The organism is Hymenobacter fodinae, from assembly GCF_004745825.1.
Classification (GTDB): domain Bacteria; phylum Bacteroidota; class Bacteroidia; order Cytophagales; family Hymenobacteraceae; genus Hymenobacter; species Hymenobacter fodinae.
The window spans coordinates 609,786-632,509 of sequence record NZ_SRLA01000002.1; the positions used below are offsets into that span (position 1 = coordinate 609,786).

The 22,724-nt window shown below is 52.7% G+C and carries 19 protein-coding genes and 2 tRNA genes; 10 read left to right on the plus strand and 11 right to left on the minus strand.

Going from position 1 to position 22,724, the window contains the following annotated elements; all coding sequences use genetic code 11:
• Both EU556_RS09830 and EU556_RS09835 read right to left on the minus strand, forming a co-directional pair.
• Entirely contained in the window at positions 1 to 1,194 is a 1,194-nt protein-coding gene (locus EU556_RS09830; RefSeq protein ID WP_135433671.1) for a proline dehydrogenase family protein, read from the minus strand.
• A gap of 194 nt (positions 1,195 to 1,388) precedes the next feature.
• Positions 1,389 to 1,853 carry a hypothetical protein gene (locus EU556_RS09835; RefSeq protein WP_135433673.1) on the minus strand — a complete coding sequence of 155 codons (465 nt, stop codon included), beginning with the start codon at positions 1,851 to 1,853 and terminating at the stop codon, positions 1,389 to 1,391.
• Positions 1,854 to 1,981: 128 nt separating this feature from the next.
• Between EU556_RS09835 and aroB the strand changes: the two genes are divergently transcribed.
• Together aroB and EU556_RS09845 are read left to right on the plus strand one after the other, a co-directional pair.
• Positions 1,982 to 3,022, plus strand: a complete 1,041-nt coding sequence (gene aroB, locus EU556_RS09840; protein WP_167855529.1) for a 3-dehydroquinate synthase — start codon at positions 1,982 to 1,984, stop codon at positions 3,020 to 3,022.
• A 251-nt stretch (positions 3,023 to 3,273) separates the two neighbouring features.
• Positions 3,274 to 4,350, plus strand: coding sequence for a 3-phosphoshikimate 1-carboxyvinyltransferase (locus EU556_RS09845; RefSeq protein WP_317128710.1), 1,077 nt, complete (start codon positions 3,274 to 3,276; stop codon positions 4,348 to 4,350).
• Positions 4,351 to 4,418: 68 nt separating this feature from the next.
• Here EU556_RS09845 and EU556_RS09850 read toward each other — a convergent pair whose 3' ends face one another.
• The 8 genes from EU556_RS09850 to EU556_RS09885 all read right to left on the minus strand — a co-directional run bounded on the left by EU556_RS09850 (position 4,419) and on the right by EU556_RS09885 (position 14,907).
• Complete coding sequence (locus EU556_RS09850) at positions 4,419 to 5,228, minus strand: ABC transporter substrate-binding protein (RefSeq protein ID WP_135433677.1); 810 nt, start codon at positions 5,226 to 5,228, stop codon at positions 4,419 to 4,421.
• 138 nt (positions 5,229 to 5,366) lie between these two features.
• Positions 5,367 to 6,437, minus strand: coding sequence for a M42 family metallopeptidase (locus tag EU556_RS09855; RefSeq protein ID WP_135433679.1), 1,071 nt, complete (start codon positions 6,435 to 6,437; stop codon positions 5,367 to 5,369).
• Positions 6,438 to 6,736: 299 nt separating this feature from the next.
• Positions 6,737 to 8,305 (minus strand): acyl-CoA carboxylase subunit beta, encoded by a 1,569-nt coding sequence (locus EU556_RS09860; RefSeq protein ID WP_135433681.1) that lies wholly within the window; start codon positions 8,303 to 8,305, stop codon positions 6,737 to 6,739.
• 193 nt (positions 8,306 to 8,498) lie between these two features.
• On the minus strand, positions 8,499 to 9,401 hold the full coding sequence (locus EU556_RS09865) for a glycosyltransferase family A protein (protein ID WP_135433683.1): 903 nt from the start codon (positions 9,399 to 9,401) through the stop codon (positions 8,499 to 8,501).
• A gap of 103 nt (positions 9,402 to 9,504) precedes the next feature.
• The gene (locus tag EU556_RS09870; protein WP_135433685.1) at positions 9,505 to 10,524 is read right to left on the minus strand and encodes a polysaccharide deacetylase family protein; all 1,020 of its coding nucleotides are present in this window, start codon (positions 10,522 to 10,524) and stop codon (positions 9,505 to 9,507) included.
• Positions 10,521 to 11,288, minus strand: a complete 768-nt coding sequence (locus tag EU556_RS09875; protein WP_135433687.1) for a class I SAM-dependent methyltransferase — start codon at positions 11,286 to 11,288, stop codon at positions 10,521 to 10,523. The genes EU556_RS09870 and EU556_RS09875 overlap by 4 nt, the downstream gene beginning before the upstream one ends.
• A 231-nt stretch (positions 11,289 to 11,519) precedes the next feature.
• On the minus strand, positions 11,520 to 14,141 hold the full coding sequence (locus EU556_RS09880; protein WP_135433688.1) for an ATP-dependent Clp protease ATP-binding subunit: 2,622 nt from the start codon (positions 14,139 to 14,141) through the stop codon (positions 11,520 to 11,522).
• 121 nt (positions 14,142 to 14,262) lie between these two features.
• Positions 14,263 to 14,907, minus strand: a complete 645-nt coding sequence (locus tag EU556_RS09885; RefSeq protein WP_135433690.1) for a WbqC family protein — start codon at positions 14,905 to 14,907, stop codon at positions 14,263 to 14,265.
• Between the two features lie 209 nt (positions 14,908 to 15,116).
• On the opposite strand from EU556_RS09885, the gene EU556_RS09890 reads away from it, so the two are divergent.
• Together EU556_RS09890 and EU556_RS09895 are read left to right on the plus strand one after the other, a co-directional pair.
• Positions 15,117 to 15,992: a hypothetical protein gene (locus EU556_RS09890; protein WP_135433692.1), complete on the plus strand. Its 876-nt coding sequence runs from the start codon at positions 15,117 to 15,119 to the stop codon at positions 15,990 to 15,992.
• The gene (locus EU556_RS09895; protein WP_135433694.1) at positions 15,992 to 16,909 is read left to right on the plus strand and encodes a lysophospholipid acyltransferase family protein; all 918 of its coding nucleotides are present in this window, start codon (positions 15,992 to 15,994) and stop codon (positions 16,907 to 16,909) included. Before EU556_RS09890 ends, EU556_RS09895 begins: the two co-directional genes overlap by 1 nt.
• Before the next feature lie 61 nt (positions 16,910 to 16,970).
• Here the strand turns inward: EU556_RS09895 and EU556_RS09900 are convergent, their stop codons facing one another.
• Positions 16,971 to 17,600: an L-threonylcarbamoyladenylate synthase gene (locus tag EU556_RS09900; RefSeq protein WP_135433696.1), complete on the minus strand. Its 630-nt coding sequence runs from the start codon at positions 17,598 to 17,600 to the stop codon at positions 16,971 to 16,973.
• 402 nt (positions 17,601 to 18,002) lie between these two features.
• On the opposite strand from EU556_RS09900, the gene mltG reads away from it, so the two are divergent.
• The 6 genes from mltG to EU556_RS09930 all read left to right on the plus strand — a co-directional run bounded on the left by mltG (position 18,003) and on the right by EU556_RS09930 (position 22,671).
• Positions 18,003 to 19,079, plus strand: coding sequence for an endolytic transglycosylase MltG (gene mltG, locus EU556_RS09905; protein WP_135433698.1), 1,077 nt, complete (start codon positions 18,003 to 18,005; stop codon positions 19,077 to 19,079).
• Positions 19,080 to 19,177: 98 nt separating this feature from the next.
• Positions 19,178 to 19,693 carry an acyl-CoA thioesterase gene (locus EU556_RS09910; RefSeq protein WP_135433699.1) on the plus strand — a complete coding sequence of 172 codons (516 nt, stop codon included), beginning with the start codon at positions 19,178 to 19,180 and terminating at the stop codon, positions 19,691 to 19,693.
• A 159-nt stretch (positions 19,694 to 19,852) separates the two neighbouring features.
• A complete protein-coding gene (locus tag EU556_RS09915; RefSeq protein WP_135433701.1) occupies positions 19,853 to 20,797 on the plus strand; it encodes a YihY/virulence factor BrkB family protein in 945 nt (314 codons plus the stop codon).
• Positions 20,798 to 20,927: 130 nt separating this feature from the next.
• Positions 20,928 to 21,014, plus strand: a tRNA-Ser gene (locus tag EU556_RS09920).
• Between the two features lie 75 nt (positions 21,015 to 21,089).
• A tRNA-Ser gene (locus tag EU556_RS09925) sits at positions 21,090 to 21,174 on the plus strand.
• A 231-nt stretch (positions 21,175 to 21,405) separates the two neighbouring features.
• Complete coding sequence (locus tag EU556_RS09930; RefSeq protein WP_135433703.1) at positions 21,406 to 22,671, plus strand: zinc dependent phospholipase C family protein; 1,266 nt, start codon at positions 21,406 to 21,408, stop codon at positions 22,669 to 22,671.
• The last annotated feature ends 53 nt before the right edge of the window (positions 22,672 to 22,724 follow it).

A 22,724-nucleotide genomic window follows, 5' to 3' on the forward strand; every position in this document is an offset into this window, starting at 1 on the left:
CTATTTCCGACGCTTACGGCGGTTCATCTCTTTTTGAATTAGCAGAAACTCTCGGCTGGTTTGACCCGCAATGGCAGTGTTCTCATCGGCCCGCCGGAGCAGGTAGGGCATAACGGCTTCTACAGGTCCGTAGGGTACATATTTGGCCGTATTATACCCTGCATTTGCCAGGTTATAAGTGAGGTTATCGCTCATGCCATACAGCTGAGCAAACCAAATGCGCTGGTCGTTGGGCTGTAAACCTTTTTCCTGCATCAGTTCGGTCAGGAGTAAAGAACTAGCCTCGTTGTGCGTTCCCGCGCAGATGCTGATGTGGTCAGCATGCTCTACGCAGTACCGCAGCGACTCATTGTATAAGTCGTCGGTGGCTTGCTTGGTGGGGTTAATAGGATTGCTGCGCCCTTGTTGTTGTGCCACGCGCGCTTCTTTCTCCATGTAGGCACCCCGCACCAGCTTACCGCCCAGGAAATAGCCACCTTTCACGGCTGCCTCATAGGCGCTCTTAATAGCCTCGAGCCGGTCTTGACGGTAAAGCTGGTAGGTATTCCAGACGATGGCCGACTCCCGGTTGTAGCGCTGCATCATCTCGTAGGTGAGCTGGTCAATGGTTTCCTGGAACCAGCTTTCCTCCGCATCTACAAACACACGCACCCCATATTGGTGGGCCCGGGCGCAAATAGCATTGATGCGTTTCTTGCTTCGCTCGAAACTAGCCTGCTCAACAGCAGAAAGCGGCGCACCAGCCTGCACCTTCTCTAGAATCTTGCTGTCGGCTAGGCCAGTAACTTTAAATACGGAGAACGGAATGTGCTGAGACCGGTGCGCCATATCCAGCGTAGCCAAAATCTCCGTTGTGGTATCATCAAAGCTCTTGTCGCTGCCTTCTCCCTCTACGGAGTAGTCGAGGATGGTGCCAATGCCGTAACGGCCAAGCTCCTGAATTACGGGCAAGCATTCTTGAATGGTTTCGCCACCGCAGAACTGCTCAAAAATGGAGTTCTTAATCAGAAACTTGGTGCCGGGCAGGCTCCACTTAAGAGCCGTTTTCATTAGCCCGCCGCCGGTCTTTACCAGCGAGTTGTTATTCATGGCCGCGAATAGCGCATACATTTTGCGCAGTTCGCCATCGGATTTGGCAGCAAAGGCAACAGCAGTGTCGTCGAAAGACAGCTGCGGGGCATGGGTTACAGACATCGGGTGGTACGTTGAGCGCAGAATGGGTGAGTTTCGCGGTGTGAAGATAGCCGTAAAACACCGTTTCAGCGGGGATAGTTACCCTCACAACCGGCTCTCCTCAGGAATTTCTGCTACCTAGGCCACTACACGAGCGAAAGCACCCGTCTGAAAGCGCTACCACCCACGCTAGGCCACCACCAACTCAGCAACTGTTAATCCAGAAGCTGAGTTGAGGCTACCTGTGCTTCCGATGAGCGGCTGGCGCGACGATAAATGTGGGCACCCGATTTACCGTTGGCATCCTCTATGAGTAGGCGGTTGCCCGAAACCGAGTAGAACTGGTTGCTGCGGTACCCCCGGTAGATAATCATGTGGCGGAAAGGGCGCTTGCGGTCAGTGGCATGTATAGCCCGCCGCACCGAAAAGGCGGCGGCACTACGCAAGGCACCATCTTCGTAGAAGCGTGCGCGCCCGCGGCGGTCAAAATCAACCCATACCCGGTGGCCTGTGGAGGCCGGCGTAACGCTTGGGGTAGCTTCTGCGGTGCTTTCAACCCATTCCCAACGACCGACTAATTGTTCTTCGGCAGTAGGCAGCGAATCGCGGCTGCAAGCACTAGTAAAAAGCATAATTCCTGATCCGAGCGTGAGCAATACACTACGAACAACGGAGCACATATATAGAATAGAAGTTAAGTTGCAGTAGTATGAGTAGGTAAAGCATAAAATAGTTGCATCAAAGCAAGCTATTTTTGCTTGATTTTCCGCCTTTCAGGAAGGTATTTCTTGAAATAAGAACCAATGTTTTGAATAGTACTCTCTTTATTGGGCCAGAAGCGCTTTCCGCCGTCGCCGAAATGGCGCGCCGGCCAGCCGTAAGCCAGATTTGGGTGCTGGCCGACTCTAACACGGCTCGGCAGTGTTACCCTCTGCTGAAACCGCATTTACCAGCTGAACACACCCTCATTGAGATTGCCGCGGGGGAGGAATACAAAACCCTCGCTACCTGCGAAACCGTGTGGAGCCAGCTGACCGAGCAGCGTGCCGACCGTTACGCGCTGCTGCTAAACCTAGGTGGGGGAGTGGTAACCGATTTAGGAGGTTTTTGCGCAGCGCTCTACAAACGCGGTATCCGCTTTGTGCAAGTGCCCACCACACTGCTGGCCCAGGTAGATGCAAGTGTAGGTGGCAAAACCGGTGTTGACTTTCACGGCTTTAAAAACCATTTGGGAGTGTTTCAAGAGCCGGCGGCAGTTTGCATTGACCCGCGCTTCCTCGAAACCCTCGACCCGCGCCAACTCAAGTCGGGCTACGCGGAAGTGGTAAAGCATTGGCTGATTGCCGACGCAGCAGCATTTGCTGAACAACGGCAGCAAGGAATGTTTGTGGAAGACTGGACGCCCATTATTCAGGAATCAGTAGCCCTGAAGCAGCGCATTGTGGAGCAAGACCCTCTGGAGAGTGGCCTACGCAAGATTCTAAACTTTGGGCACACCGTAGGCCACGCCCTCGAAAGCTACCTGCTGCTACAGCCGGGCCGCGAGATTTTGCACGGCGAAGCTGTGGCCGCGGGCATGGTATGCGAAGCGTGGCTTAGTCACCACAAAGGGTTGCTCAGCCCCGAGGAGCTAGGCAGAATTGAGACCTTCCTGTTCTCCATCTATGATAAGGTGCAGTTCGTGACGTTGGAAACCGATGCTATTGCGGACCTTGCCCGCCAGGACAAGAAAAACGCCGGGTCTGTTATCAACTGCACGCTGCTACAAGCCATTGGCCAGGCCGTGTACGACCAGCCTGTTACAGTAGCCGAAATAGCGGAGTCATTGCGCTATTACCACCGTCTGTAATCCCTAGGCCAGTTACCTCGCTACTGGTAGTCAGCTTTATTTGATTTTTCATGGGCCCGGGCTGCTGCTATGGGCCGTAACGAATACGTATCATCAACACGTCAATTTCTCTTTCCTGGACCGGGGCACCCCTGCGCGGAACAGCCCAACTGCCAGCCTCCAAGAGCGAAAGCAACCGCGCCCTTATTATTCGGGCACTGGCCGGCGGTGGGCAGCTCGATAACCTCTCCGATGCCAACGACACGCAGCTAATGCAGCGCCTGTTGGCTAACCCTGAAGCGCCCATCTTCGATGCTGAAGATGCAGGCACTGTTATGCGTTTCCTGACGGCGTACCTCGCCATGACGGGCCGCCAAACAGAACTTACGGGCACCGCCCGGATGCAGGAGCGCCCCATTGGTATCCTCGTTAATGCCCTACAGGAGTTAGGAGCCCGCATTGAGTACCTAGGCCAGGAGGGCTACCCACCTCTGCGTCTGCTGGGGCGCACACCCCAACCCGCCACCGACGAGTTTACTGAGCTTACTGTGCGTGGCGACATCAGCAGCCAGTACATTTCGGCCCTGCTGATGGTGGGGCCCATGCTGGCTAGTGGCCTACGCATTTGGCTGACGGGCAAAGTTGGTTCACGGCCTTATATTCGCATGACGCAGGCGCTTATGCAGCATTTCGGAGCCCAGTGCCGCGACCTAGGAGAAGTGCTGGAAGTACGCCCACAGGCCTACCAGCCCACCGACTACACCGTGGAAGGCGACTGGTCGGCGGCGAGCTACTGGTATGCAATGGTAGCTCTTGCCCCGACTGGCTCACACATTACCCTGCCTGATCTGCGCCGCCACTCCTGGCAGGGCGACCAGGCTATTGTGGGCATTATGGAAAACTTAGGGGTGAACACGGAGTTCCTCGCAGGCGAGTCTGTGCGTCTAACGCAAACTGGCAAAACCCAAGAGTTTACCCAAGACTTCACCGATTGTCCCGACCTAGCCCAAACCGTGGCCGTCGTAGCGGCCGCTCTCGGTGTACCCGTGGTGATGACTGGCCTAGAAAGCCTTCGCATCAAAGAAACCGACCGCATTGCAGCTTTACAGCAGGAACTGGCTAAGTTTGGCGGTGCTCTCACAGATAAAGGAAATGAGCACTTCCGGGTGTCATCGCACGACTTTCAGGTAGCGGGGCAAACGGTGGCCACGTACCACGACCACCGAATGGCTATGGCCTTCGCCCCGTTAGCTATGCGCGGTCCGCTCACCATTGAGGCACCCCAGGTAGTGCGTAAATCTTACCCACAGTTCTGGAATGAGCTAGATAAGGCGGGCTTCGTCAGCTAGGCATTTCAGCTTGCTTCACTTAATAAAAAGGCCCCTACCCGTATCTTGGGTAGGGGCCTTTTTATTGGCTATGATTTCTGTAAAAACTCCTGGAAATACGCTGCTGTGTGTCGCAGGCGACTGCCGTACCAACTAAATAGCTCTCCATCTACAATCTGGATGTTGGCTTGCGGGCAAAGCGCTTGGAATTCCGCTATGTGCTTATCGCTGAAAGGATATGGCTCCGATGAAAGCAAAATATGCTGCGGCGCTGTCTTCCGTAGCTGTTCCGCGCTGATTTCGGGGTAGCGGCTTTGCGCACTGAATGCATTCTGAAAACCAGCTCGTCTCAGCAAATCATCGATAAAAGTACCGTCAGCAGCTACCATATAGGGGTTGCGCCAGATAAAATATGCCGCCGTTGGAGGCTCAGCTACTGGCGGCAGCTCCGCTAAAGAGACTTGAATCTCGCGGGCAAGAGCCTCCGCCTGCTCTTTTTGACCCGTGAGTAGACCTACGCGCCGAATCATGTCTAGGGCTTCGTCAAGCGTAGAGATGTCGCTCATCCAGACGGGATATTTGGCCGCCAGCTGCTCAATACCCTCTTGGTAGTTCTCCTCTTTGTTGCCAATAATCAGGTCGGGTTGTAACTCCTCAATCTTTTCTAGGTGAAAGTTCTTCGTGCCCCCGATAACCGTAGCGGTAGTGCGAGCCTGGGCAGGGTGAATACAAAATTTCGTTACGCCTACCACTCGCTCACCTAGGCCTAGGTCAAACAGTAATTCCGTTTGAGAAGGTACCAGGGACACAATACGCCGCGGTGGAAAGGGTACAACTACCCGCCGGCTCATTTGGTCGGTAACAGTAAGCGGCAGGCTGGAAACGGGTGGTAAGGGCATAAGAACAAGAAGAAACCAATGGAGATACCCAAGCTAGTTTAAAGAAGAAAGGACCTTACTGCCCTTGAAAAACTAGGCTAGTAAGGCCCAATCAAGTGCGGTAAGATCCTTCAGAGAATTCAGAGCTAGAACGTTGGGTTAGCTGAAGTAGCGGAAGTCGTGGCCGTCTTCAATGCGCAACAGCGTCTCGTAAATAAGCTTTGTTACGCTCTCCACATCGTCTTTGTGCACAGTTTCTACGGTAGTGTGCATGTACTTCAGCGGCAGCGAAATCAGGGCGGAGGCTACGCCGGCGTTGGAGTAGGCAAAAGCGTCCGTGTCGGTGCCGGTGGCCCGAGTAGCTGCAGCGCGCTGGAATGGAACTTCTGTCTGCTGGGCCGTCTCGATAATCAGGTCGCGCAGGTTGTTCTGCACGGCCGGACCGTAGGTGATAACGGGGCCTTTACCGCAGAAAATATCCCCTGAGGTCTTCTTCTCATACATCGGCGACTGAGTATCGTGGGTTACATCGGTGATGATAGCCACGTCGGGCTTGATGCGGTGCGCTATCATTTCGGCTCCGCGTAGGCCTATCTCCTCCTGCACGGCATTCACAATGTAGAGGCCGAAGGGCAGCTTCTTGTCGTTTTCCTTCAGCATGCGGGCCACTTCCGCAATCATGAAGCCCCCAATGCGGTTATCGAGGGCCCGGCCCACATAGAACTTGTCATTAAGCACCGTAAACTCGTCTTCAAACGTCACTACTGTGCCTACGTGGATACCCATTTCCTCTACTTCTTCTTTCGAAGAAGCGCCGCAGTCCAGGAAAACCGTTTCAATAGTAGGGGCCTTATCCTGCTCCACCTTACGCACGTGAATAGCTGGCCAGCCGAAAACTGCCTTCACAATCCCTTTTTTGGTGTGCAGGTTTACTCGTTTGCTGGGCGCCACCAAGGGGTCAGAGCCACCGTTTTTGCGCAGGTAGAGGTAGCCTTCTTTGGTGATGTAGTTTACAAAGTAGCTGATCTCATCGGCGTGCGCCTCTATTACCACTTTGTACGGAGCTTCCGGGTTAATTACGCCCACTACCGTACCGTAGGTGTCCACGAAATATTCGTCGATGTAGGGCTTGATATACTCCAGCCACAACTGCTGGCCCTCTTTCTCGAAGCCGGTAGGAGAGGGGTTGTTCAAGTATTTCTGGAGGAAGTCGAAGCTTTCTTGACGCATGAGGTAAGGCGCTATTGTAACAAGTAGGTAGTGAAAGCTACCAGTGAAAAGGTGAACAGTGCAAAGCTGGATAGTAGCAAGTAATTGCCAAGCATCCGGTTTTGCGCTTCAGTCCATGAGTTATTATGAGGTGGAGAGTACTCAACAATGCTAGCAATTAAAATGAGCAAGTAAATAATGAGTAGCAGCGGAGATAGAATAACCTGCACCACTTCAAACCGAATACATGCCCAGCTTACTAGCGCAATAGTTCCTAGAACAGCTGATACCTTACTAAGCTCTAGCCAAGGCATATGAGACTACAGTGGAATGTTGCCGTGTTTCTTACGTGGCAGGGTATCTACTTTGTTTTCCAGCATCTTGAACGCCCGAATCAGCTTCTGGCGTGTCTGAGAAGGCAGAATTACTTCATCTACGAAGCCCCGGTGTGCCGCCCGGTACGGCGTGGCAAACTTCTGCTGGTACTCATCTACTTTCTCCTGTAGCTTAGCTTCGGGGTCTTCGGCCTGTGCAATTTCACGTTTGAAGATGATTTCAGCTGCGCCCTTAGCACCCATCACCGCAATTTCGGCCGTAGGCCAGGCGTAGTTCATGTCGGCCCCGATGTGCTTGCTGTTCATCACGTCGTAAGCTCCACCGTACGCTTTGCGGGTGATGACGGTGATGCGCGGCACGGTGGCTTCGCAGAAGGCGTAGAGCAGCTTGGCACCGTTGGTAATAATGCCGCGCCACTCCTGGTCGGTGCCAGGCAGGAAGCCGGGCACGTCCTCCAGCACCAGCAGCGGAATATTAAATGAGTCGCAGAAGCGCACGAAGCGGGCAGCTTTAGTGCTGGCATTAATATCAAGCACGCCAGCCAGCACGGCGGGCTGGTTGCCCACGATGCCAATGCTGCGGCCACCCAGGCGGGCAAAGCCCACCACAATGTTCTCGGCGAAGTTCTGGTGCACCTCCAGGAAGCTGTCGGTGTCAATAATACCCTCAATCACTTCCCGAATATCATAGGGCTGGTTAGGGTTCTCGGGGATGATGGAGTCGAGCGCAGGCCTAGCCTCATCTAGGCTACTCTCATAGGGTAGGGCGGGGGCAGTTTCCTCGCAGTTCTGCGGCATGTAACTCAGCAAACGTTTGAGGTAATTGATGCATTCTACCTCGTTGGCGCAGGTGAAGTGCGTTACGCCGCTCTTGGCTGAGTGCGTGCTGGCACCACCTAGCTCTTCACTGGTTACGTTCTCGTGGGTTACGGTTTTAACCACGTTGGGGCCCGTCACGAACATATAGCTCGTGTCCTGCACCATCAGAATGAAATCGGTAATAGCTGGGGAGTACACTGCACCACCAGCGCATGGGCCCATAATAGCCGACAACTGGGGTACCACACCCGAAGCCAGCGTGTTCTTGTAGAAGATGTCGGCGTAGCCGCCCAGGCTCACAACGCCTTCCTGAATACGGGCTCCGCCGGAGTCGTTGAGGCCTAGCACGGGCGCGCCGTTTTTCATGGCCAGGTCCATAATCTTCACAATCTTCTCAGCGTGGGTTTCGCTCAGAGAGCCTCCAAACACCGTGAAGTCCTGGGAGAAAACGTACACTAAGCGGCCGTTCACTGTGCCGTAACCCGTAACTACTCCATCACCTAAGTAATACTCTTTATCCAAGCCAAAATCCTTGGAGCGGTGCATTACAAACTTCCCAATCTCTTCAAAGGAACCCTCATCGAGGAGCAGATCAATCCGCTCACGCGCGGTAAGCTTGCCTTTTTTGTGTTGGGCTTCAATGCGGGCCTGGCCGCCGCCCAATAAAGCTTCCTGATTTTTGCGTTCGAGAATTTCGAGTTTGCTTGGTTGGTCGTCAGTGTGCAAGTCAGACATTGGATGGGCTTAGGGATGCAGAGTGGGTGCTTTTGAGTAGGAGGCCAAAGGTAACGTACAGGCAAAGAAAAGCCGCACCAGAATTCTGACGCAGCTTTCTGTGAAGGAAACGGAAAATGGTTGACAATGGCAAACGGATCTGGAGCGGCCTAGGCGCCTGCCAGCACCCGGCACCTCCGCCGTCCCGGACGCCCTACCGCACTAGACCACCTTTTAGGGTGCGGGAAACTTTGCCGGCTACCCGCTTAAAAAGCGACACGACGCCATCAAGGGCTTTCGGCGAGTGCAGGGCTTGTTGTAGTAGCAGTTCTACGGTAGGGTACCGATTCGGCTGCTGAGTTAAATAATGCTTAAGCCATAGCAAGTACCGCTTTCTGATTGCCTGATACTGGCCTTGCGCATGGGACGCATGTACTAGAGAATTAGCACGCTGGCGGTATCTGTTATAACATGCTGAGGAAATAAATACAGGTTCACTTAAATAAATTTTCATTAGGAAAACCTGATCCTCATACATGCCAGAAAATGCTTCGTTGAACATGCCTATTCCTACCAGTGTTTCACGCTTTACTATAATTCCGCACACGCAAGGAGCAGCCCCCTTTCCCAGCGGATACAGCATTTCAGCAAGCTGCGGTGGCTGAAATAAGATATTTTGTGGACTACCTACCGGAATAACAATATCTGCAGTGATAGAATGCCAGCTGTGCCAATATTCGGAAGCTTCGCAAATCATGCACGCCTCTGGGTTATTCCGTAATACTTTTAGCTGATTTGATAAATATTCTTTTAGCCATACATCGTCGCCGTCTAGAAATGTAATAAACTCCCCGTGGGACTTGCTAATAGCTAGGTTTCTGCTGGCACTAAGGCCAAGGTTGGCGCAGTCAGGGTGTTCCAAGTAGATTATTTTCTCCGGATGCTGCGCAGTGTATTTTTTGGCAATAGTTTTACTTGCGTCGGTAGAGCCGTCGTTGACTAGCAGAAGTTGCCAGTTAGTGTAAATCTGGTTAAGTACACTATTAATCATTTCCTCCAAAAATGCCTCTTGGTTCAAAAAACAAGTAACGATGGAAATAACTGGCGCTGCTGACATGCTGGGTTTTTACTGAGGTGTGATGTGTAATTACAATTTTTATTGTGTATTATAGAATATTTTCAGTCATACATTTGTGTAGTGTAATTTTAAAAACAGTACATTACTTATACTTCAGCCACGTAGCTAACCTGGCGGCAAATTCGTCTGTCGCCCAATTATTAACCTGAAACCTGCCTAGAGCAAACGTTTCAGAGGCAGCCGTTATAGTGGCAGGATGAGTTGTGAAAGCGGCCTGGAACCCTAGATTTTTAACAGCTGCCTGTGTCATTGCCGACTGGTCGCCATAGGGGTAGGCGAAATGCTGGATTGGCTTACCTAACTTCTGTTCAAGCGAAGACTTGCCCTCCCCAACCTCCGCATACTGTTCTGTCATTGATAAACCAGACAGCGCCGGATGCGTGACTGTGTGCCCGCCAATGGTAACCAAGCCTGAAGCATCCGCCTGAATTACCTGCTGGTAACTGCCCGTAGTGTATTCCAGACGGGCAAGGGGCTGCACTAAGCCTGCCCAACTTCTGAGGCTACTCATGGCCTCACCTCTTTCTGCAGCAGCCATCTTCTTAAACTCTTGCCAAACAGCCAGGTATAAAGCTGCCCGGCGGGTGGTAGGAGACTGAGTGCCAACCCAGGCCCGATGGCGCTGTTTAACTTCCATCGTTAAAATGGCCTCATTCTCTAAATCGAATTCCAATAAATGGGAAGTCGAAAGAGCGGTAAATAGCTGAGGCAGCTTGGGCGTATGCAGAAGTATGTACTCAAGCTCGTCCCACCAAAACTCTTCAGGAGAATCAACTGTCTGGGTGGGGACAAAGAACGTGGCAGGTAAATTATATTTAGCAAGTAAAGGCAGCGCAATTATATAATTGTCTATATATCCATCGTCAAAGGTTATAGCAATGCTTCCGCGCTGTATTCGGTTAGTTTTATGTTGTTGTAGTAAAGTATCTAAGGAAATAACATTATAGTTGCTTCTGAGAAATTGCAACTGCCTTTTGAAAAAATTAGGAGCTACAGATAACTGCCATATGTCACTTTCTGTGTGCCCTATTCGGTGATACATTAGTACGGCAGCCCTAGGGGTAACAATGCGTTTAATCTTATTTATAAGGCGGGGAATCATGCAAAGCTGGGTTTGGTTGCTTTTGCCGTAATAATCATCTGGAAGTGGTTATCATGGTAATCTAGCTCCTCCTTTGTTAATTCCGGGGCACCTAAGCCGTATAAGAAACTAGCGGAAGCCAGCACGTTGCCATGCGTTTCTATTTCAATATCGGTATTAGGAAAATGCTCGTGCATGAGCCTTTTTATCGAGCCCCTGGTAAATGACCAAAGCCAGATATCTTTCCATTCATCATGATCAATCTGGCTAATGCCGGGTACGGTAAGCAGTAAGGATCCGCCGGGTTTTAATACCCGGTAGCAGGTATTTATAGCCTCCCGAAAATCGTAAATCAAATGGAGAGTTTGCGTGAGAATAATACAGTCGAAAGTATTATCAGGCACGTGGGGCGCGTTACTTAAATCCCCGATATAAGTTGCTTTCTTATTACTGGAGTTTACATGCAGAATATCACTTTTGCTGACGGCTGTTTTTCCGTAGGCCAGTGTGTATTCATTATCGCCTATTTCCAGCACGTTGCCTCTGATTTGTGCAGCATGCTTCTGCAAAAAGCCTTCAATGTAGTACCGGTCTACAGGGCCGCCGCGGTCGTAACCAAAGCAGGTACTTAACGGTGTGACGCGTCTTAAATCTCCAAAGTCTATCGGACAGTGCTGTAGGGCGTGCTTGCGCAGGGTTGCATTGCTCCAAAGTGCTTTTTTGATAGGCGTAGGCGTAATTTTCTTAAGTATTTTCCTGGCAATAGTGAGTACCGTTGAGCGCATCAGGAGAGGTGATTGTGAAATAATGTTATAAGATACGAATTGAATTGTATGTAGCTTTAATTGGATTCGTCTAGGCCACTCAAATCCGATCAGGGAATAGGTGATAGAATAGCCTCAAGCTGATTACAATAGACCTAGCACATATCACAGTCTTGATACTATACAGCGGCAATAAATAAAAAGGCCCGCTCCTGTACAGGAGCGGGCCTTTTTATTTATTCAGGAAATCAACTACTCGCTTTTCTTCTTCGTGTCCTTCGGTTCATCGTCCGTTGGCTCGGGAGCTTCCTCGGGGCGCTCATCGCTGGCCAGGTTGGGCGTCTCACCGCTCTTACTTACGGCGAAGGTCAGCTCTTCAGCACCTTCGGCATAATCAGCCGTGATAACGTCACCCTGGGCGATTTCAGCCTTCAGGATTTCCTCTGCAATCGGATCCTCGATGTACTTCTGGATAGCGCGGTTCAACGGACGTGCACCGTACTTCGGATCGTAGCCTTTCTCAGCTACAAAGTCTTTGGCGGCATCGGTCAGCTCTACCCGGTAGCCCAGCGTCTGGATACGTCCCAGTAGCTTCGACAGCGAGATGTCGATGATACGGTGGATGTCTTTCTTCTCGAGCGAGTTGAAGACAATCACGTCGTCCAAACGGTTGAGGAATTCAGGCGAGAAGGTTTTGCGCAGGGCGTTAGTGATGGTGCCCTTTGTCAACTCATCCATGTTCTCCTGACGAGCCTTGGTGCCGAAACCAATACCAGCACCGAAGTCCTGCAGGTCACGAGCCCCAATGTTCGAGGTCATGATGATGATAGTGTTGCGGAAGTCCACCTTACGGCCAAGGCCGTCAGTTAGGATACCATCGTCCAGTACCTGTAGCAACAGGTTGTACACGTCAGGGTGAGCCTTCTCAATCTCGTCGAGCAGGATTACCGAGTATGGCTTGCGGCGGATTTTCTCCGTCAGCTGACCGCCTTCTTCGTAACCTACGTAGCCGGGAGGCGCGCCCACCAGGCGCGATACGCTGAACTTCTCCATGTATTCCGACATATCGATGCGCACGAGGGCATCTTCCTTGTCGAAGAGGTAGGTAGCCAATACTTTGGCCAGCTCCGTTTTACCAACACCGGTTGGGCCGAGGAACACGAACGAGCCAATGGGCTTTTTTGGATCTTTCAGACCCACGCGAGTACGCTGGATGGCTTTCACCAATTGCTTGATGGCCTTGTCCTGCCCAATCACTTTGCCTTGCAGCTCTTCGCCCATGTTGAGCAGCTTCTGGCTTTCGTTCTGAGCTACGCGGCTAACCGGAATGCCGGTCATCATGGCAATTACTTCGGCCACGTTTTCCTCCTTCACGGTGTAGCGCTTCTTCTTGGTCTCCTCTTCCCAGTCTTTCTTAGCCTGGTCGAGCTGATCAATAAGCTTCTTCTCCGTGTCGCGGAGCTTGGCAGCTTCCTCGTACTTCTGCGACTTCACCACACGGTTTTTCTCCGTTTTAATGTTCTCAATCTGCTCTTCGAGCTTGAGAATATCTTCGGGAACCACAATGTTGTTGATGTGCACCCGAGCGCCAGCCTCATCGAGAATGTCGATGGCTTTGTCGGGCAGGAAGCGGTCCGACATATACCGGTCTGACAGCTTCACGCAGGCCTCAATGGCTTTGTCGGTATACAGAACGTGGTGGTGGTCCTGGTACTTGTCTTTGATGTTGTGCAGGATTTCGATCGTCTCCTCGGGCGAGGTCGGATCTACCATCACCATCTGGAAACGACGGGCCAGAGCGCCGTCTTTCTCAATGTACTGACGGTATTCATCCAGTGTGGTAGCCCCGATGCATTGAATTTCACCGCGAGCCAGGGCGGGCTTGAACATGTTGGAAGCATCCAGCGAACCTGAAGCACCACCAGCACCCACAATCGTGTGGAGCTCGTCGATGAACAGAATCACATCGGGCGACTTCTCCAGTTCGTTCATTACAGCTTTCATGCGCTCCTCAAATTGGCCGCGGTATTTGGTACCAGCTACCAGCGAGGCCAGGTCAAGCGTAACTACGCGCTTGCCGAACAGCACACGTGATACTTTTTTCTGAATGATGCGCAGGGCAAGGCCTTCGGCAATTGCCGTTTTACCAACACCTGGCTCACCAATCAGAATAGGGTTGTTCTTCTTGCGGCGCGACAGAATCTGAGCAACGCGCTCAATTTCCTTCTCGCGGCCTACAATAGGGTCGAGCTTGTCTTCTTCCGCCAGCTTAGTCAGGTCACGGCCGAAGTTATCGAGCACCGGAGTGCGCGATTTCTCACCGCCTTTCTTAGGAGCAGCTCCGGCACCCGCACCACCGCGGCCAGCCGAGCCTCCAAAGAGGCGGTCGTTGTCGTCATCATCGGCCTCGGGGCCGTTGGTGGGGTTGTTCGCCGTGTTACCGTGGTAGTCCAGCGAATCGCGCACAGATTCGTAGTTCACGTTGAATTTGCTGAGGATTTGAGACGAAATATTGTCTTCATCGCGCAGAATTGACAACAGCAGGTGCTCGGTGCCAATAATTTCGCTCTTGAAGATTTTGGCTTCGAGGTACGTGATCTTGAGAACTTTCTCGGTCTGCTTCGTCAGCGGAATAGATCCTGTGATGCTCGTGCCTTGCGTGGCCGTATTACGGGTAGCTTGCTCTAGGGCGTATTTAAGCTCTTCCACCGATACGCCCAACTTCTTGAGCAGACCAATGGCAGTGCCTTCCCCTTCGCGAATCATGCCCAGTAATAAGTGTTCGGTACCGATATAATCGTGCCCGAGCCGGATGGCCTCTTCCCGGCTCAAAGAGATGACCTCTTTGACTCGATTTGAGAATTTAGCTTCCATGCAGATAAGGTAATGAAGAAATACGGAACCCCGCAAGCACATTTTACGCGCGTTCCGGGGATTGGGCCGCTAGTATCTGAAACAGATGGGAGCGGGCGAAGGTTCGGGGGCGACAGTTACACTACGCAAGAAAACTGCCGGCGGCCGGTCCCTGCATAAAAAGCAGGTCTAAGATGCTGAGTCCCGGTACAAAATCTTTACCAAACGTTTGGGGGTAGGCCAGTACCGACGTCCTGTCAGGTTTGGCACTCTCCCGAGCTTTTGGTGTCAGCCAATCCCGCCGATCCTGCCAGACCGCACCCGCCGAAGCAGGCACAGAGGCAGATGAATAGGAGGGACGGTATTCAGTAGTCAGATGGATAGGTAGGGGTAAGCGCAGGCACCGCAGGTAAAACCGCAGGAAAGCTAGGTTAAGCTCAAACAGAAGCCCTGGTTTCTGTACGTAAATATCGTGCAGATAGTCGGCGTAATATTCAAAATACGGCGTGCCACCATATGCGGTTTGCAGCGTACGCCAGTGCTGATGAATCCAGTTCTGACGGTAGTCAATTTCAATAGCGGAAGTAAGGACTTTCTCGCTCCGATTACCATCTACCACGGGCACTGTGAGTGGTTTGACACCCTGGGCCGTGAGAATAAGACAACGGTTCCGATACGTTTGTTTCCGGTAGTGTTCCTGGGTTTCCAGCCATAATTCCTGCGCCCCAATCAACTGACTGAAAAAAGCGAGGGGAGGATGGTACTGCAATTCAGAAACAAGCAACATGCGGAAAAAAGTTTGGGGTTAACCAGCAAGCTATAAAACGGCGCTGCGTTTTAGTTGCGGGTCTTCAGGAATGACACCGATTAGATAGGCCTACACTCTCGATTTGGGCCTATCTGAGCCCATTTTAGGAAGGTGAGCAACTCCTGAACCATTATCCTGCCGATTCTCTTTTGCCGGCAAACCCTCTACCTTTACCCCGACAAGCTGACATGATACGCACTTTATTCACACTTCTGCTGGTAATAACCGCTCTGCTGGCGCAGGCAGCTGCGCCGCCCCGGCTTGTGCTGGACGTGGCCTGCTTCCGCAATGAGGACCAAGTAGTAAAAGGCGGAGTGGTAGAAATTTACACAACGGTGTCGGGGCAGGCCCTAACGTACATGCGGCGCGGCCCTAAGATGTTTCAGGCAGCAGCAACCGTTACCCTAGAAGTTATCCGGCCCGATGGTAGCGCAGCATACCAAGAAACGGTGACTCTGAAGCCGCCAGTGTTACGTGACACAACGGCAGCCATTAAAAACCCCATCAGCTTTCAAAAGCGCATAGTGCTGCCTGATGGCACCTACACCATCCGCGGCCAAGTGCGTGACCAGTACCGCGCCGGTACCTCCAGCATTACCGACTTGCCCCTGACTGTGAAAACCACGGCCACGAAGCCTACCCTTAGCGATGTGGTGCTGCTGGCTAAGCCCGCAAGCCGCACCATTGCTGAAGGAAATAATTTCATTCGCAACGGGTTGAGCCTGACGCGGGCGCCAGGCGGGCTGTATTCCAGGGGGGCAGAAAAGTTGAACTTCTACGCCGAGCTGTATAATGCTCCTATTGGGCAGCCTATTACGGTGCGCTACCGGGTGCGTGCCGCTGGCTCGGCCAAGGATGCTGCCTCGGGCACCGGTACAGCCACTGGCCTAGAAGGACGCCCAACTCCCGTGCTAGGCCAGTTAGACCTGACCAAGCTACCCGCCGGAGAATATGTGTTAACCGTTGAAATCCGAAACGCTAAAAGCCAGATGCTTGCCTCGCAAACGGCTAAAGTGCGCTACAACCCCGCGGATTATGCTCCCGCCGGGGCAGTTATGCCCTAATGAATCCTCCTGCTCGCCCGTTCTTAGTTGCCTATCCGTGGTACTACCGCCCGCTAGAGTGGCTGTTATTGGCCATTGCCAGCCTGCCGCTGTCGGTGCTATACGGGGTGGCCTACGGGCTGTATCTGTTACTGGCCTACGTGGTCCGTTACCGTTATAAGGTGGTAGTGCAGAATCTGCGCAATTCTTTTCCAGAGAAAACTGAGGCTGAAGTGCGGCAGTTGGCGAAGGATTTTTATCGGCACTTCGCTGATCTGATAGTCGAGATTCTGAAGCTTACCACCATTTCGCGGGCGGAGCTTACGCGGCGGGTAAGGCTTACGCACGCCGATGTAGCCGACCGTTTTTTTGCGCAGGGCCGGCCCGTTATTGCGCTGGCCTCGCACGCCGGCAATTGGGACTGGGTATTATCCGCTGGTACACTGCTCATGGGAGCCCCCGCAACGGGGGTATACAAGCCCATGAGCAATCCTTTCTTTGAGCACTTTATGTACCGGCTTCGGTCTCGCACCGGCGCCGGGCTGGTGCCCATGCGCGACACCCTGCGCAACATGGTGCAATACCGGGATGACGTGCGCTCCATCAGCTTACTGTCTGACCAGGCTGCTGGTCCTGAAGACCGCCCGTACTGGACTACCTTTATGCATCAAGATGCAGGTTTTTATACTAGTGCCGAGCGCCTGGCTAGCAAATTCAAGTTTCCGGTGATTTACGTGGGCATCCGACGCCTACGCCGGGGGTATTACGAAATTGATCTGGCGGAGCTTCATGACGGTGACTCGCCTATTCCTACCGATAGTTACCCCATAACAGAGGCATTTGTGCGGCATCTGGAGCAGACGATTCGGGAGAACCCGGCGGCGTACCTCTGGAGCCACCGGCGTTGGAAACACAAGCGCCCAGTACCTGCCACCTAACTAACCAAAGAGGCCTAGCAGATGCTAGGCCTCTTTGGTTAAACAGCGTTGAGAGTCGCGCTTAGAGATATTGCTCAATATCACCAGCGCCCTGCCGGATAATATCAAAGTCTTCATTGGTGCAGTCAACTACTGTGCTGGCCACATTATTCCCGAAGCCGCCATCAATTACCAGATCTACCAGGGAGCGATATTTCTCATAGATAAGATCGGGGTCGGTGCTATATTCAATCAGCGTATCCTCGTCGTGAATGGAGGTGCTCACGATGGGGTTACCTAGTTCGCGGACTAAGCTCGTGCAAATCAGGTTGTCGGGCACCCGAATTCCTACAGTCTTGCGTTTCACGCCGCCGTAGCGGGGAGCCTTGGTGCTGGCTTCAAAAATAAAGGTGAATGGCCCGGGCAGTGCCTTTTTCAGCACTTTATACACGGGGGTGGTAATGCCGTGTGCGTAGTCGCTGATGTGGGACAGATCGGAGCAGATAAATGATAGGTTGGCTTTGTCTGGATGGAGCCCTTTAATCCGGCAGAGCTTCTCTACGGCTTTGGCATTGTGAATATCGCAGCCCAAGCCGTAGACGGTATCGGTTGGGTAAATGATAACTCCACCGTTGCGAAGCACCTCTACGGCTTGTAGCAGGCGGTTTTGGGGCGGATTATCGGGGTGAATGCGAAGCAGCGTAGCGGCCATGGTCGAATCAGGGATTAGGGAAACACCAAGCCCGATACCGGCGGGCATCGGGGGCGGTCAATGTACAAGGAGTGAAAGTAACCTGCTACTCTTTTCGATAAAAATGCGGGTTGAGTTGCGCTAGGCCACTTGATAAATTGGATAAACCAGCCCAAAACGAAGCAGAAGTAAGTTTTATGTTGGAGGCATTACTTCTCGCTGCTCCTTTCTTAATTCAGCCGAATGGCGGGTATTTGCGCTGTAAACATGTTGCTGGGATGCTCCCTAAATGGCAGCACGCACCTGCGGCATAGCCGCGGATAACCCGTACTTTTGGCAGCCTAATCTCTGCCTGTGGCCCTGCTCGGCACCATGGGGGTAGGGGAATAGGCTTCTGAATTTTACTGCATCTTACTTCGCCTCATGGCCAAAACCCGCATCGACTATAAAGCCAACGCCACACGGCGGCGTAACCGGTTTGCCTACGTTACTGGCATCCTGGGCTTAATTCTCATTACGTTTTCCTATTATTTCTACCAGGTGTTTTTCACGCCGAACGTAGAAACCAAGGGCCGCCCGACTTACGTGGTGGTGCGCCGCGGCGAAACGGCTAAGCAGGTGCTTGACTCCATTGATGCCAGTGGAGTAATTGTAGATAAGCTTTCCTTGCACTTTGTAGCCCGCCTGATGAAGTACGAGCAGCTCGTAAAACCCGGTCGCTATGAGCTAAAAGATGGCTACACCAACCGCGAACTGATCAATGACTTGCGCACGGGCAGCAACCGCCTGCCGCTTCGCCTGACCTTCCAGAACATCCGGCTGCGCGAAGACCTGTCCCGTAAGCTGGCTACTACCATTGACGCCAAACCTCGGCAGTTCGACTCGTTACTGACTTCGCCTAGCTACACCAAGAGCCTCGGCTTCGATACTACTAGCATTCTGACCATGTTCATTCCGAACACGTACGAGTTGCCCTGGAACGCCTCGGCCGAAAACCTCATGCAGCGCATGAAGAAGGAGTACGAAAAGTTCTGGACGCCCGCCCGTGACGCGCAACGCAAAAAGCTAGGCCTCTCCCGCGCTGAGGTGAGTACCCTGGCCAGCATTGTGGAAGCCGAGCAGCAGCAGCACGCCGATGAGCGCCCCCGCGTGGCGGGTGTGTACCTCAACCGTCTCAAGCGCGGAATGAAGCTGCAGGCCGACCCCACCGTGGTATATGCCAACCGCGACTTTACCATTAAGCGGGTTCTAAATGTGCACCTGGCTAAAGACTCTCCTTATAACACGTATAAGTACGCGGGCCTGCCACCCGGCCCCATCAACCTGCCCAGCATTGCCAGCATTGATGCCGTACTGAACCCCGAAAGCCACAACTACCTTTATTTCTGCGCTAAAGAGGACTTTAGTGGTTACCACGCCTTTGCCCGCAACGAGCAGGAGCACTTAGTAAATGCGCGTCGATATCAAGCCGCGCTGAGCCGCGCCGGTATTATGAAGTAAGGGCCATTGTGCTAAAAAGCGGTTCGGCAACAAGCTGTGCCCGAGCAAGGCGCAGATAACGTTAGCTCATCTACCCATCAACCAGTAGAACAGTAAGCATGTATTCACAGGACACACAGATTCGGGTACGCTACGCCGAAACGGATCAGATGGGCTACGTCTATCACGGCAATTACGCCGCCTATTTTGAGGTAGCGCGCACGGAGGTCTTCCGCCAACTGGGTATTCGGTACAAAGACCTGGAAGCCGATGGCGTGGGCATGCCCGTGGGAGAAATCCGGACGCGCTTCCGCCGACCCGCCCGTTACGATGATTTGCTGACGGTGCGCCTACTCTTGAAGCAGCCCGCCGATGGTACCCGGGTGCTCTTTGAATACGAAATCTACAACGAAGACCAGGAGTTGCTCACCGAAGGGCATACGCTCATGGTATTCGTTAGCATGGCTACCGGGCGGCCCGTGCCCATTCCGGCTAGCATTCAAGAAAAGCTGGCCCCGTACTTCACTGAGGATGAAACTGCCAGCCCACTTTCTCCGCCAGCCAAAAAGCATTCGGATGACGCGCCTGCTCCGGCCGCTTTTCTAAAGGGCAACGAACCGCAAGCGGAGCACTAACGCCAGCAACGAAAGGGGGAGAGGCAGCTTGACTGGCCTAGGCCACTACTCCTCACGAAACCTCTCCGTTGTCTGGTGTTGTTGTAAGGAAGTAAGGGCGCACGGTGTGTTCGTGCGTAAGCTTCACATAGCTCTCTAGGCCTCTTCACTGAATAACTAATGCGTCTGCCTGTTCGTCGTTACCATCTGCCTGATGTGCGCCGCCGGCGTAGTTACCGCCGCTTTATTGTGTTTCTGAAGCGGCTTAAGTTTCATGATGGCAAAGCCTCGGTCTATGATGTGGTAGACCGGATGTTGCAGGAAATAAAGCTCGATGGCCTGACCAAGCGGGCAAGCTATATGGCATTCAATTTCACAATTGCCATTTTCCCAACCATTATCTTCCTATTCACGCTCATCCCCTACATCCACATCCCCAACCTAAACCTCGACATCCTGCAGTTTCTGTCTGATCTGATTCCGCAGGAAATGTACGTGGCGGTTTCTGGCACCATCGAGGATATTGTGAACATACCGCACGGTGGGCTGCTCTCGTTTGGTTTTGCTACGGCGTTAGTCCTGAGCTCAAATGGCATCATGGCCCTGCTAGATGCTTTCGAGAAGAAATACCCTTCTTTCAAGAAGCGCACTTACCTCCGTAAACGCGTCATTGCCACTCTGCTTACCATCGTCTTATCGTCGGTGCTGTTGTTTTCAGTGGCAGGAATATTTTTTGGTACCTACATCATTGATGCATTGGTGTACCATGAAATCGTGCCCGAGTCTATGACCGAGCAATTGATTGCGCTGCTGCGCTACGGATCCGTGGTAGGGCTCTTCTTGCTGACTACCTGCTTGGTATATTACTACGTACCCCCAGTGCACGATAAATGGCCCTTCGTTTCGACGGGAGCAGTGGTAGCTACTTTGCTTATCTTTCTGGTGTCGTTTCTATTTATCCTCTACGTCAAGATTTTCGACAGCTATAACCACTTCTATGGCTCCATCGGAACGCTAGTAGGCTTCATGGTGTGGCTTGATTTTGTGTGCATGACCCTGATTCTGGGGTTTGAAATTAACGTAAGCATTGATGCAGTCACTGGTCGGTTGAAGCTAGCTAAGTAGCTGACTGTGAGAAACTGCCTGAAAAACCACTAAAAGCTTTGGTATATTTTATGAAAATAGTGGCCTAGAGGCTTGCGCCGAGGGAATTGGCCTGCTACTTTTGCCATCCCAAACCACTCGGTTGGGTCACAGAGAGGTGGCAGAGTGGTCGAATGCGACGGATTCGAAATCCGTTATACCGGCAACGGTATCGGGGGTTCGAATCCCCCCCTCTCTGCAGAAGACTTTTTCTTACCCAGAAAAGTCTTGCCAGTTCGAACCGCGAACTGTATACTTGGGTAGAAATCTTACTAGAGGAGTGGCAGAGTGGTCGATTGCGGCGGTCTTGAAAACCGTTGAAGGTTAAACTTCCGGGGGTTCGAATCCCTCCTCCTCTGCTAAAACGCCTGCTTCCTACTCCGGAGGCAGGCGTTTTTCGTTAGAGCACATGGCCTTGGCCTAAGCCACCGTTGACACCTTCGCGGGCTGAAGGCACGTGCGGCAGCCCTGTAGCTCACTAGGCAGAAGAGTGTAACAAAACCAAGTTGGGCTAACGGTTAAGCTGGACAACGCGGATGCCCGTTCTCTCGTTTGCGGTGAACTGACTCTTTATCCGTCTGCCCCGCCCCATGCTCCGCCTATTATTCGTGCTCCTGTTGGTGATGCCTTTCTCATCCTCGGGTTACTCCGTGCTTTCCCACCAGGCCAACATCGACTCTACGTGGGCGCGCTGCCTCAAGCCGATGCTGGAAAAGCGGTACCCCAATGCAACGGAGGAACAATTGACGGAAGCAAAGAGCTACGCCTATGGCGGCTCCATCATTCAGGATATGGGCTTTTATCCTTTCGGGTCAGAGCTGTTTACCAACCTCACGCATTATGTGCGGAGCGGAGACTTTGTTCGAAACTTGCTAGACGAGGCGCACAACCGCAACGAGTACGCTTTCGCCCTTGGGGCCCTTTCGCACTACACTGCCGATATCGTAGGCCACCCCGAGGGTACCAACAAAGCCATGCCATCGGTGTACCCTGAGTTGCAGCAGAAATTCGGCAATAATATCACTTATGAAGAAGCCCCTATTCAGCACACTCAACTAGAGTTTGCCTTCGACGTGGTGCAGCTGGCTGCTGGGCGCTACCACAGCGCCGACTACCAGCGAGCTATCGGTTTTCAAGTGAGCAAGCCAGTGCTGGAGCGGGCGTTTCAAAAAACGTATGGCCTAGAACTGGGCAAGGTGATATTCAACGTCGACTTGGCCGTTGGCTCCTTTCGTTTTGCCGTGCGCTCCCTTATTCCTATTGCTAGTCGGGCAGCCTGGCAGTCACAGAAAAAAGAAATTCGGCGGTTGAGCCCGCGGGCCCGTCGTCGGGAGTACGTGTACAAACAGAGCGAGCGGGAGTACCGCCAACAGTATGGCACCGACTATCAGGTGCCTGGCACGGGTGCCCGTATTTTATCCTACTTCGTGCGGGTGCTACCGAAAATTGGGCCGCTTCGTCCGTTTGCTTTTAAACTTCCAACCCCCGAGGCCCAGAAGCTTTTCTTGTCCAGCTTCCGCGATGTAAGTACTGAGTACTGCCGGAGGGTGGAGCTGGAATCCAAGGATACGCTTGTGGCCTCTACGCAAGTATTGCCCAATACTGATTTTGATACCGGCAAGCCTACTAAAGTAGGGGAGTATAAGCTAACCGATGAGGCTTACGGTGAGCTGGTGCGTAAGCTCGCTGCCAACAAGTTTGAGGGCGTGACCCCGCCATTACGGCAGAACATCGTCAACTTCTTTGGTTCCGATCCGAAGACGCCAGTAGACGAGGATGAGAAGAAGGCCAAGACTCGTGAGGAAACTTTGCAGGCACTTGCCCAACTGCGCGACTTGCAACTCAATCAGAAATAGAAAAAGAGCTTACATGAGAAGCCCTCCTGCGCCATTGCGCACAGGAGGGCTTC

Bases quoted from the DNA above. Each gene is read 5' to 3' on its own strand.
- EU556_RS09845 (WP_317128710.1), top strand. From the start codon at position 3,274: ATGCAGCGCCTGTTGGCTAACCCTGAAGCGCCCATCTTCGATGCTGAA.
- EU556_RS09890 (WP_135433692.1), top strand. From the start codon at position 15,117: ATGATACGCACTTTATTCACACTTCTGCTGGTAATAACCGCTCTGCTG.
- EU556_RS09865 (WP_135433683.1), bottom strand. From the start codon at position 9,401: ATGTCAGCAGCGCCAGTTATTTCCATCGTTACTTGTTTTTTGAACCAA.
- EU556_RS09830 (WP_135433671.1), bottom strand. From the start codon at position 1,194: ATGTCTGTAACCCATGCCCCGCAGCTGTCTTTCGACGACACTGCTGTT.
- EU556_RS09880 (WP_135433688.1), bottom strand. From the start codon at position 14,141: ATGGAAGCTAAATTCTCAAATCGAGTCAAAGAGGTCATCTCTTTGAGC.
- EU556_RS09910 (WP_135433699.1), top strand. From the start codon at position 19,178: ATGTATTCACAGGACACACAGATTCGGGTACGCTACGCCGAAACGGAT.
- EU556_RS09895 (WP_135433694.1), top strand. From the start codon at position 15,992: ATGAATCCTCCTGCTCGCCCGTTCTTAGTTGCCTATCCGTGGTACTAC.
- EU556_RS09870 (WP_135433685.1), bottom strand. From the start codon at position 10,524: ATGATTCCCCGCCTTATAAATAAGATTAAACGCATTGTTACCCCTAGG.
- mltG (WP_135433698.1), top strand. From the start codon at position 18,003: ATGGCCAAAACCCGCATCGACTATAAAGCCAACGCCACACGGCGGCGT.
- EU556_RS09855 (WP_135433679.1), bottom strand. From the start codon at position 6,437: ATGCGTCAAGAAAGCTTCGACTTCCTCCAGAAATACTTGAACAACCCC.
- EU556_RS09850 (WP_135433677.1), bottom strand. From the start codon at position 5,228: ATGCCCTTACCACCCGTTTCCAGCCTGCCGCTTACTGTTACCGACCAA.
- EU556_RS09900 (WP_135433696.1), bottom strand. From the start codon at position 17,600: ATGGCCGCTACGCTGCTTCGCATTCACCCCGATAATCCGCCCCAAAAC.
- EU556_RS09835 (WP_135433673.1), bottom strand. From the start codon at position 1,853: ATGTGCTCCGTTGTTCGTAGTGTATTGCTCACGCTCGGATCAGGAATT.
- EU556_RS09930 (WP_135433703.1), top strand. From the start codon at position 21,406: ATGCTCCGCCTATTATTCGTGCTCCTGTTGGTGATGCCTTTCTCATCC.
- EU556_RS09915 (WP_135433701.1), top strand. From the start codon at position 19,853: ATGCGTCTGCCTGTTCGTCGTTACCATCTGCCTGATGTGCGCCGCCGG.
- EU556_RS09885 (WP_135433690.1), bottom strand. From the start codon at position 14,907: ATGTTGCTTGTTTCTGAATTGCAGTACCATCCTCCCCTCGCTTTTTTC.
- EU556_RS09860 (WP_135433681.1), bottom strand. From the start codon at position 8,305: ATGTCTGACTTGCACACTGACGACCAACCAAGCAAACTCGAAATTCTC.
- EU556_RS09875 (WP_135433687.1), bottom strand. From the start codon at position 11,288: ATGCGCTCAACGGTACTCACTATTGCCAGGAAAATACTTAAGAAAATT.